Origin of the sequence: Leclercia sp. CFBP8987 (assembly GCF_034044995.2) — a bacterium.
GTDB lineage: Bacteria > Pseudomonadota > Gammaproteobacteria > Enterobacterales > Enterobacteriaceae > Enterobacter > Enterobacter tamurae.
This window is the reverse complement of the sequence record NZ_CM188255.1, coordinates 2,355,707-2,366,143: the sequence shown is the minus strand read 5'-3', so window position 1 is coordinate 2,366,143 and position 10,437 is coordinate 2,355,707. Positions and strand designations below refer to the sequence as shown.

The following is a 10,437-nucleotide window of genomic DNA, read 5'->3' as shown; positions in this document are numbered from 1 at the left end:
AAATTGAACTACTCGTTATGGTTTGACGTGCTTCTGACGACGGCCATACACCAGCCAGGTGATGAACACGCAGACGATGTAGAACACCAGGAAGACCTTCATCGCTCCTACCGGCGAGCCGGTCATTGCCAGCGAGGTGCCGAAGGCTTTAGGAATGAAGAACCCGCCGACGGCGCCGATGGCCGAGATAAAGCCCAGCGCAGCGGCGGTGTCGGTAACGGCCTCTTTCTGGGCCTGCTCGTCCGTGCCGCCGTGCAGTTTGACTCTATAGACGGTGATTTGCCGGAAGATGACAGCGATCATCTGGAAGGTGGAGCCGCTGCCGAGCCCGGCGGTGAGGAACAGCCCCATAAACACCAGATAAAAGGCGGTAAAGTTGCCGGAGCCGGTGCCCGGCAGGGTAAGAAACAGCAGGGCGCTGAACACCGCCATAAAGACGAAGTTCACCAGCGTGACGCGCACTCCGCCGAGCTTATCGGAGATCACCCCGCCGGCAGAGCGCGCCAGAGCGCCGATCAGCGGGCCAAAGAAGGCCAGATGCAGGATATTGACGTCCGGGAACTGGGTTTTCGACAGCATGGCGAAGCCCGCAGAAAAGCCGATAAAGGAGCCGAAGGTGGCGAGATAGAGCAGGCTCAGCAGCCACAGGTGCAGGCGCTTCAGCACCGGCAGCTGGCTGGCGATGGTCGCCTTCGAGCTGGCGATATCGTTCATGCCGAAGAAGGCGGCAAGGGTGGCCAGCAGCAGCAGCGGGGCCCAGATCCAGGCGGCGTTGGCGAGGAACAGCGTCGAGCCATCCTCCTGCGGCACGCCGTGGACCCCGAGGAAGGTAAACATCGGCAGGAAGATCACCACCGGGGCCGCCATCTGCATCACGCTGACGCCGAGGTTGCCCAGCCCGCCGTTAATACCCAGCGCGCTGCCCTGTTTGGCTTTGGGGAAGAAAAAGCTGATGTTGCCCATGCTGGAGGCAAAGTTCGCCCCGGCAAAACCGCACAGCAGGGCAATAGTAATAAATACCGCATAAGGGGTAGCCGGATTTTGTACCGCAATACCGAGCCAGACGCAGGGAATAATCAGAATAACGGTGCTTAATACTGTCCAGTAGCGGCCACCAAATATGGGCACCATAAAGGAGTAGGGTACGCGTAATATGGCCCCGGAGAGCGATGGCAGAGCGGTTAACATAAACAGCTGATCGGTGGTGAAATTAAAACCCACCTTATTCAGATTTACCGCCACCGCGCTAAATAACATCCAGACGCAAAATGCCAGCAGCAGACAGGCAACCGAAATAACTAAATTTCGTCGCGCAATCGGTTTGCCTTTATTTTCCCAAAATGCCGCGTTTTCCGGTTTCCAGTTGCTTAACAAATAATGATTATTCTTCTCAGCTTGTTGTGACATATTACCCTCTTGCATATCCGTAAATGGCAGAAAGAGAAATACAATCAGGCAGTTGCCTGAACTTTTGATGAGAAATTATTAGATGTGTTTTGGGAGTCTTCTGAAAGGATAGAGAAAAAAAGCGAACCCATGAGTTTATAAGGGAGAAGAGGGTCCGCTTAATGTGTTACAAATCGTAACAGTTAAGAAAGGCTGATGATTAACCCAGTTCCAGGGTAATAAGCGTCTCAAGATGTCGATTAAACGCGGCGTCATCCATTTCCGGCATGGATAAAACGTATAAGCCATCCAGCCCGCAGACCAGACCAATCAGCCGCCAGGCAATGTTTTCAGGAGTGTCTTTCAGCCTGAAGGCGTTCTGTTGTTCACCCGCCCGTATGATGGCGACCGTCTCCTGATGCCACATCTCCATGGTTAATACATAAGCGCCTTTTATTTCTGCATCGCGGGCGGCTAACAGCTGGGCTTCCCGCCATAGACGAATATAGGGTTCAAAACTACGGTCGTCGCTGCCGAGCATGGCATGCAGCTTTTCGCGCCAGCTGGCGTTTTCTGCCACCACCTCAGCGTCCAGCAGATCGCGGATCAGGCGGATAAAGGCCTGTGACTTGAGTTCGCCTGCGGAGGCAAAATGGTGATGGACCTGACCCGTCGCCACTTTCGCTTCGGTGGCGATCCGTCTTACGGTCATCGCGGTAAAGCCTTCGCTCAGCGCCACGCGCATCGCCGCCTGCATGATCTCTTCCCGCCGCTCGTCCTTGCTCAGATAGCTCATTCTTTTCACTCTCAACTGGGAGACAACGAGTGTAACAAAAAAGCTGGACACGCGTTCAACTTTCCGTAGGATCGCAAACTGGACATGTGTCCAGGTTTGGAAAATAAGGATAGTTATGTTTCGTCAGTGGTTAGCGTTAGTGATTATTGTGCTGGTCTACATCCCGGTTGCGATTGATGCCACGGTGCTCCACGTCGCCGCCCCGACGCTGAGCATGACCCTGGCTGCCAGCGGCAATGAATTGCTGTGGATCATTGATATCTACTCGCTGGTGATGGCCGGGATGGTATTGCCGATGGGGGCGCTCGGGGATCGCATCGGCTTTAAGCGGCTGCTGATAATGGGCAGCACCCTGTTTGGCCTGTCGTCGCTGGCGGCGGCGTTTGCCCCCACTGCGGGGTGGCTGATTGCCGCGCGGGCCTCGCTGGCGATTGGCGCCGCGATGATCATTCCCGCTACGCTTGCCGGGATCCGTACGCTGTTTCCGGATGCGCGCCAGCGCAATATTGCCCTTGGGGTCTGGGCCGCGGTGGGGTCCGGCGGGGCGGCTTTTGGCCCACTGGTGGGCGGGATGCTGCTGGCGCACTTCTACTGGGGATCGGTATTTTTGATCAACGTGCCGATTGTGCTGCTGGTGGTCTCCCTGGCGGCGCGGTTTGTTCCGGCCCAGCAGGGGCGACCTGAGCAGCCGCTGAACATCACCCATGCCCTGATGCTGATCGTGGCGATTTTGCTGCTGGTCTTCAGCGCTAAAACAGCACTGAAAGGGGAGCTCTCCCCGTGGCTGGTGACGGGCACGCTGCTGACCGGGGCGGCGATGCTGTGGACCTTTGTCCGCATCCAGCTCCGCGCCCCTACACCGATGATCGACATTCGCCTGTTCGGCCACCGCATTATTCTCAGCGGCGTGGTGATGGCGATGACGGCGATGATCGCCCTGGTGGGGTTTGAGCTGTTGATGGCTCAGGAGCTGCAGTTCGTGCACGGCTTCACACCGTTTGAGGCGGGGATGTTTATGCTGCCGGTGATGGTTGCCAGCGGCTTTAGCGGCCCGATTGCCGGGGTGCTGGTGGGCCGTCTGGGGCTGCGAATCGTGGCGACCGGCGGCATGGGGCTGAGTGCGCTCAGCTTTATCGGGCTGTCGACGCTCGATTTCAGTACCCAGCAGTGGCAGGCCTGGTGCCTGATGGTGCTGCTGGGCTTTAGCGCCGCCAGCGCGCTGCTGGCCTCGACCTCGGCAATCATGGCCGCCGCGCCGAAAGAGAAGGCCGCTGCGGCCGGGGCGATTGAAACCATGTCCTACGAGCTGGGAGCCGGGCTGGGGATCGCGATCTTTGGTCTGCTCCTGACCCGCAGTTTCTCGGCATCGATTGAACTGCCGCCGGGGCTGGATGCTTCACGGGCGGATCAAGCGTCATCTTCCATCGGTGAGGCGGTGAAGGTGGCTCAGGATCTGACGCCGTCGCTGGCGGAGTCGGTGATTGAGGCGGCGAAAACCGCGTTTATCACCTCGCACAGCGTGGCGCTGGGCAGCGCAGGCGCGATGTTAACGGTGCTGGCGATCGGGATTTGGTTTAGCCTCGCGAGGGTCGCGCAGCGTTAAAAACCTGCCCGGCGGCGCTGCGCTTGCCGGGCCTACGGTGTGCTCCCTCTCCCTGTGGGAGAGGGTTGGGGTGAGGGCAACCGGCCGCACAAAATTACGAACTGTAGGCCGGATAAGCGCAGCGCATCCGGCGTTTTTTTATGGCTCCTGCGCTGCGCTTAGCACGCTATGCAGCAACACATTGGCGCCTTTCTCTGACCATTCCGGCAGGATCTTTTCCGCTTCGTTATGGCTGATGCCTTTTACGCAGGGGATAAAGATCATGCTAGCCGGCGCGATTTTGCTGATATAGCAGGTATCGTGCCCGGCACCGGACACCATCGGCTTCGCCGAATAGCCCAGCGCAGTTACCGCCTGCTCGCTGCGCGCCAGGCAGGCGGCATCAAAGGCAATCGGGGCATAGTCAAAGATCCGCTCGACCTTAGCGCTGACGCCCCTGGCAGACAGGCTCTCCGCCGCCTGGTGCAGGGCGGCTTCCATTGCCACCAGCGCCTCGCGTTGCGGATGACGGAACTCGACGCTGCACAGCACCCGTGACGGAACCACGTTGCGCGAGTTTGGCGTGATTTCCGCCATCCCAATCGTCGCCCGACCGTCAGGCGCATGCTGATAGCCAATAGCTTCCACCTTCAGCGCCAGCTCCGCAAAGGCGGTTAAGGCGTCACGGCGGTTGTGCATCGGTGTGGTACCCGCATGGGCAGCGAAACCGTCGAGGGTGATGGTAAACCAGCGCTGGCCCATTGCTGCACGCACCAGCCCGATATCCACGGCTTCATCTTCCAGGATTGGCCCCTGTTCGATATGCAGCTCGTAGCAGGCGTGGATCGGGAAGGCGCGGGCAGGGCGTTCGCCGCGATAGCCGATAGCTTCCAGCGCTTCACGCACCGTGATTTTTGCGCTGTCGGTACGGGCATAAGCAAACTCCTGCGAGAGTTGCCCGACCCAGACGCCGGAGGCCAGCATCGCCGGGGCAAAACGCGCCCCTTCTTCGTTGGTCCAGTTGACCAGCACGATATCGCGCTCGGTTTCTACCTGATGGTCGTTCAGGGTGCGCAGCAGTTCCAGCCCGGCCAGCACGCCGTAGATCCCGTCATAGTTACCGCCGAGCGGCTGGGAATCCACGTGCGAGCCGGTCATCACCGGGGGGAGAGTGGGATTCTTGCCCGCACGGCGGATAAACATATCGCCCATGCTGTCGACGTCACAGGAAAACCCCGCCTCCCGCGCCCAGTCGCGCAGCAGGTTGCGGGCAAGCTTATCCTCATCGCTTAACGCCAGGCGGGTGACGCCCCCGGCGGGGGTGCCGCCGATCTGCGCCATCCTCTCCAGCGTCGACCATAGCCGGTCGGCGTTCACGCGGATCATGCTTTGTCCTTCGTGCTGCGGTAGCGGAAGTCACAGCACTTGCCGCCCTGCATGATGGTGGTGGTGCGGGTCAGCTCCACGTCCGGCGCATAGCCGACGATGAATTTCTCATCCCGGGCGCACGACAGCAGGTGGCCGATCTCGCCCAGGCCCATCTCGTGATACATCTCGGCATAGCGGCAGCGGGTGACGTTGTAGTTGTACTGCTGGTCGTCGGCGTCGATCACCTTCACGTCGAGGGCGTTATCTTTCTCCCACAGATATTGCAGGGCGATAAAGCTCTTCACGTCCGCGCCGTTCGGCTCCTGACTGGCAAACTCTTTGCCAGCGTTAATGGCGGCCTGCTCAATGGCCTCGCCAATCACCGCCTGGGCGCGGGTCTTGCCGATCTCGCGCACCAGGATCTCGTAAATTGGCTTAATAATTTCTGCTTCAATTTTGCGGCGGGCGAGAATGCCCAGCTCATTATTATCACTCATCACATTGCCTCACTGCGTTACTTAGCTTTTGCGCCGCCGAGTACGGTTTGCGGCTGCCATTTGCCATCGACCACTTTATAGACGGTGAACGACGGGGCTTTCAGGTTGCCCTGATCGTCAAAGGCGATCTGCCCGGTGACGCCGGAATAGCTGATGGCGCGCAGGGCCGGCAGGTACTCGGCCGGATCCACCGAGTCGGCTTTCTCCATCGCCGCCACCAGCACGCGCGTCGCGTCATAGGCGAATGGGGCGTGCAGTTCGATATGGGTGTGGTAGCGGGACTGATACGCCTGTTCGAACGCTTTGCCGCCAGGCATCTGGTCCACCGGCAGGCCCGGCTCCAGCGCCACCACGCCTTCACCCTCTTTTTGCGCCAGCTGCAGGAAGGTCTGGCTGACAAAGCCGCCCGCGCCCATCAGGGTGGCGTTCATCCCCAGCTGTTTGATACGACGCGCCAGCGGTGCCGCCTGGCTGTCCACGCCGCCGAAGAAGATCAGGTCGGCGTTTTTGCTGCGAATGGCGGTCAACACGGCGCTAAAGTCGACGGTTTTGTCGTCAACGTACTGGCGGTCGACAATCTTCACGCCCTGAGCTTCCAGGGATTTAATAAACTCGTCGGCCAGCCCCTGACCGAAGGCGGTACGGTCGTCGATCACCGCGATGCGTTTGGCTTTCAGGGTATCGATGGCGTACTGCCCGGCAAACTGACCGCCGTCATCGTCGTGGCCCATCACGCGGAAGCTGGTGTCGAAGCCCTGTTTGGTATAGGCGTGACCGGTCGCCACCGGAGCGACCTGGGCGATTCCGGCATCGTGATAGACGCGTGCCGCCGGGATGCTGGTGCCAGTGTTCCAGTGTCCGACCACGCCCGCCACGCCGCTATCCACCAGACGCTGGGCCACGGCCACTGCGGTACGCGGATCCGACTGGTCATCTTCGGACTGCAGTTTGAAGGTCACCGCTTTGCCGCCGATGGTTGGGTGCTGCTTGTTGATATCGTCAATCGCCAGTTGGGCACCGTTCTCCAGATCCTTACCGATACGGGCAGACGGGCCGGTGAGCGGGCCCGCCAGGCCAATTACCACGGTTTCGCTGTCGGCGGCCCAGGCTCCGGTTGAGGTAAACCCGCTGAGCAGAATAGCGGCGCTGAGGGCGCTGATTTTTACGGTTTTCATTGTTATTCCCTGATGTTGGTGTGTTAAACGGGCATTTCGCCCAAATAAATCTGTGCAATCTGGTCATCGTCGAGCATCGCTTTCGATTCGCCATGATGAACGATGCTGCCGCTGTCCATCACCCAGGCCTGGTCGGTCACTTCCAGCGCCAGGCGGGCGTTCTGCTCGATCAGCAGCAGGGCGACGCCGCGCTTGCGCAGCCCGGCGATCACCGCAAAAATGTTCTCCACCATCTTCGGCGCGAGGCCCATCGACGGCTCGTCGAGGATCAGCAGGCGCGGTCGGCTGAGCAGGGCACGGTTTAGGGCCAACAGCTGTTGTTCCCCGCCGGAGAGCAGCCCGGCCAGCTGGTGCTGGCGTTCGCCGAGGCGCGGAAAACGGTCGAAAATCTCGTTCATCTCCTGCCTCACTGTGACGGTGTCACGGCGCAGCCAGGCGCCCATCTGCAAATTCTCCAGCACCGTCATACGGGCGAAGATGCCGCGGCCTTCCGGGACCATCACCAGCCCGTCGCGCAGCAGCGCTTCGGCTTTCTGTTTGCGCACCGGCTTGCCGTTAAATTCGATATTGCCGCCAAAACGCTCCAGCCCGGTGATGGCCCGTACGGTGGAGCTTTTGCCCGCGCCGTTAGCACCTATCAGCGTGGCCTGTTCGCCTTCATGCAGGCTAAAGGAGACGTCGCGGACCGCCTGGATCCCGCCGTAATGCACGTCGAGACGTTCCACTTTGAGTAATTCAGACATGGGCATTACCTCCCAGCCAGGCGGCGATCACCGCCGGGTCGCGTCGCACGCTGTCCGGGGTGCCGCTGGCCAGCGTTTTGCCGTAATCCAGTACCGTCAGGCGATCGCAAATGCCCATCACCAGCTTCACATCGTGTTCAATCATCAGCAGGGTTTTTCCGTCATCACGTATGCGGATCAGCAGTTCGCCCAGGGTGCCTTTTTCGGCGGCATTCATCCCGGCGGCGGGTTCATCCAGCGCCAGCAGCAGCGGATCGGTAGCCAGCGCCCGGGCAATCTCCAGCCGCCGCTGATGGCCATAGGCCAGGTCGCAGGCGCGGTAGTGGGCGAACTTCGCAATGCCGGTGTACTCCAGCCAGTGCCAGGCCTGCTCTAGGGTCTGGGCCTCTTCTTCCCGGGCGCGCTTGTGACGGCTCAGCGCCGCCCACAGCCCGTTGCGGGTCCGCACGTGGCGACCGACCATGACGTTTTCCAGCACCGACATCTCGTTAAACAGCCGCACGTTCTGGAAGGTGCGGGCGATGCCTGCGGCGGTCACTTTCTCGATCTGCGTCGGGAAGTAGGGTTTATCGGCAATGGCGAACTCCCCGCTGTCGGCCGGATAGAGCCCGGTGATCAGGTTAAAGCAGGTAGTTTTCCCCGCGCCGTTAGGGCCAATCAGGCCGTAGATCTCGCCCTTGTTAATCGACAGCGAGACGTTATCGACCGCCGTCAGGCCGCCAAAGCGTTTGGACATATTGTTTACGGTTAACAGGCTCATGCTTGCACCTCCTTGTGGCGCTTCGGCCAGATGCCCGACGGGCGAACCAACATCACGCCCACCAGTGCCAGGCCGTAGAACAGCTGACGCAGGATCTCCGGGTCAATCAGCACCGAACCAAACAGCGCCTGCTGCACCGGGGCCGCCTGGCTGCGCAGCAGCTCGGGCAGAGCGGTGAGCAGCACCGCGCCGAGGATCACGCCGGGAATGTGGCCCATCCCGCCCAGCACCACCATCGCCAGTACCGCAATGGACTCCTGCAACGTGAAGGATTCCGGGGAGACAAAGCCCTGGAAGGCACCGAACAGCGCCCCGGCCACGCCGCCGAAAGAGGCACCCATGGCGAAGGCCAGCAGCTTAAAGTTGCGCACGTTGATGCCCATCGCCCGGGCAACATCTTCATCTTCGCGGATGGCGTGCCACGCCCGGCCAATGCGCGAGTGTTGCAGGCGCAGGCAGACAAAAATGATCCCGACAATCACCAGCATCAGCAGGTAGTACCACAGCCACAGGGCCGGGACTTTGACGCCGAACCAGTGGTAAACCCCGCTGAACTTGAGGCCGAACAGGTTGAGGGTATCGACACCGGTAATGCCTTTGGCGCCGTTGGTGATGTTCACCGGGCGGTCGAGGTTACGCATCAGGATGCGGATGATCTCCCCGAACCCGAGGGTGACGATGGCCAGATAATCCCCGCGCAGCTTCAACGTCGGGGCACCGAGCAGAATGCCGCATACCGCCGCGACCAGCGCCGCGATGGGGATAATCAGTAGATACGAGGTGTGCAGCCCGTCCGGGAACCAGAGGTTGAGGATCGGGAACACCTCCGCCAGATGCGGGGAGGCCAGCAGCGCCGCCAGATAGGCCCCGACGGCGTAGAAGGCGATAAAGCCCATATCCAGCAGGCCGGTGTAGCCAACCACGATATTCAGCCCCAGGGCCAACATGATGTAGAGCAGGGCGAAGTCGATCACCCGCACCCAGTAGTTGCCGCCCAGTTGGGTAGCCACTACCGGTGCAAGGATCAGGGCAAGGACAAACAGCGTCATGCCGGACCAGAGTTTACGGCGGGTTGCCGGTGTTTTGAGTTCAATGGCAGTCATATTTTTCCCTTACGCCCTGTGCGCCACGCGCTCGCCCAGCAGACCCGCCGGACGGAAGACCAGCACCAGAATCAGCACGATAAAGGCAAACACATCCTGATAATTACTGCCGAACACGCCGTTCGTCAGCTCGCCCAGATAGCCCGCGCCCAGCGCTTCGATAATGCCCAGCAGGATCCCGCCAATCATCGCCCCGCGAATGTTGCCGATGCCGCCAAGTACCGCTGCGGTAAAGGCTTTGATCCCGGGCAGGAAGCCCATCGAGAAGCTGGCGTTGCCGTAGTTGCTGGCCATCATCACCCCCGCCAGTGCGGCAAAAATACCGCCGATGGCAAAGGTCAGGGTGATGATCGCATTAGGGTTGACTCCCATCAGGGTGGCGACACGCGGGTTTTCCGCCACAGCACGCATACCGCGGCCGAGGCGGGTGTACTCCACCAGCAGCCACAGGCCGGTCATGACCATCAGGGCCAGCGCCACGGTCACGATACCGGTGACGGTGACAATCGCCGGAGGATGCGCTTCGCTGCCCGCGGTGATGGCAATCGGGTCCATCGGCAGGATCTGCGGGAACATCAGCGGATTACGCGACCAGATAATCATCGCCACGGTTTGCAGCAGCACCGACACGCCAATCCCGGAGATCAGCGGTGCCAGCCGGGGAGCATTACGCAGGCGGCGATAGGCAAAGCGCTCAACCGCCATCGCCAGCAGGGCGCAGACCGCCATGGCGATCAGCAGCGCAAAGCCGAGCTGCAGCAGCTGCGGCATGGCCGGGAAATGGTTGCTGAGAAGATTCAGGGCCGACAGGGTGGTCAGCGCCCCGACCATCAAAATATCGCCGTGGGCGAAGTTAATAATGCGCAAAATGCCATACACCATGGTATAGCCCAGCGCGATCAGCGCGTAGATGCTGCCCAGCATCACGCCGTTGATCAGTTGTTGTATGAGAGTGTCCAACGTTCCTACCCGACAAATTGCTCTTTTCAGCGGGTAACATCTAATAATTGAATTAAATTGTGAAATA

10 protein-coding genes are annotated in these 10,437 nt (G+C 60.3%); 1 reads left to right on the top strand and 9 read right to left on the bottom strand.

Annotated features, from left to right (window positions below; genetic code table 11):
- Positions 1-15: 15 nt before the first annotated feature.
- The gene (locus SOM40_RS11425; protein ID WP_312186884.1) at positions 16-1,407 is read right to left on the bottom strand and encodes a NarK family nitrate/nitrite MFS transporter; all 1,392 of its coding nucleotides are present in this window, start codon (positions 1,405-1,407) and stop codon (positions 16-18) included.
- Between the two features lie 199 nt (positions 1,408-1,606).
- Positions 1,607-2,182, bottom strand: coding sequence for a TetR family transcriptional regulator (locus tag SOM40_RS11420; protein ID WP_313825732.1), 576 nt, complete (start codon positions 2,180-2,182; stop codon positions 1,607-1,609).
- 115 nt (positions 2,183-2,297) lie between these two features.
- Here SOM40_RS11420 and SOM40_RS11415 point away from each other — a divergent pair, with 115 nt between their 5' ends.
- Positions 2,298-3,785 (top strand): MFS transporter, encoded by a 1,488-nt coding sequence (locus SOM40_RS11415; protein WP_320530941.1) that lies wholly within the window; start codon positions 2,298-2,300, stop codon positions 3,783-3,785.
- 138 nt (positions 3,786-3,923) lie between these two features.
- Here SOM40_RS11415 and SOM40_RS11410 read toward each other — a convergent pair whose 3' ends face one another.
- From SOM40_RS11410 to SOM40_RS11380, 7 genes are read right to left on the bottom strand one after another with little or no spacing between them, the layout of a single operon-like run.
- Positions 3,924-5,150: a Zn-dependent hydrolase gene (locus SOM40_RS11410; protein WP_320530942.1), complete on the bottom strand. Its 1,227-nt coding sequence runs from the start codon at positions 5,148-5,150 to the stop codon at positions 3,924-3,926.
- Positions 5,147-5,629 (bottom strand): L-2-amino-thiazoline-4-carboxylic acid hydrolase, encoded by a 483-nt coding sequence (locus SOM40_RS11405; RefSeq protein WP_106992903.1) that lies wholly within the window; start codon positions 5,627-5,629, stop codon positions 5,147-5,149. Before SOM40_RS11405 ends, SOM40_RS11410 begins: the two co-directional genes overlap by 4 nt.
- A 17-nt stretch (positions 5,630-5,646) precedes the next feature.
- Positions 5,647-6,804 (bottom strand): branched-chain amino acid ABC transporter substrate-binding protein, encoded by a 1,158-nt coding sequence (locus SOM40_RS11400; protein ID WP_320530943.1) that lies wholly within the window; start codon positions 6,802-6,804, stop codon positions 5,647-5,649.
- 23 nt (positions 6,805-6,827) lie between these two features.
- Entirely contained in the window at positions 6,828-7,547 is a 720-nt protein-coding gene (locus SOM40_RS11395; RefSeq protein ID WP_320530944.1) for an ABC transporter ATP-binding protein, read from the bottom strand.
- Positions 7,540-8,307 carry an ABC transporter ATP-binding protein gene (locus SOM40_RS11390; RefSeq protein ID WP_106992900.1) on the bottom strand — a complete coding sequence of 256 codons (768 nt, stop codon included), beginning with the start codon at positions 8,305-8,307 and terminating at the stop codon, positions 7,540-7,542. The genes SOM40_RS11395 and SOM40_RS11390 overlap by 8 nt, the downstream gene beginning before the upstream one ends.
- Positions 8,304-9,410, bottom strand: coding sequence for a branched-chain amino acid ABC transporter permease (locus SOM40_RS11385; protein ID WP_106992899.1), 1,107 nt, complete (start codon positions 9,408-9,410; stop codon positions 8,304-8,306). Before SOM40_RS11385 ends, SOM40_RS11390 begins: the two co-directional genes overlap by 4 nt.
- A 9-nt stretch (positions 9,411-9,419) precedes the next feature.
- Positions 9,420-10,370, bottom strand: coding sequence for a branched-chain amino acid ABC transporter permease (locus SOM40_RS11380; protein WP_320530945.1), 951 nt, complete (start codon positions 10,368-10,370; stop codon positions 9,420-9,422).
- Positions 10,371-10,437: the final 67 nt, after the last annotated feature.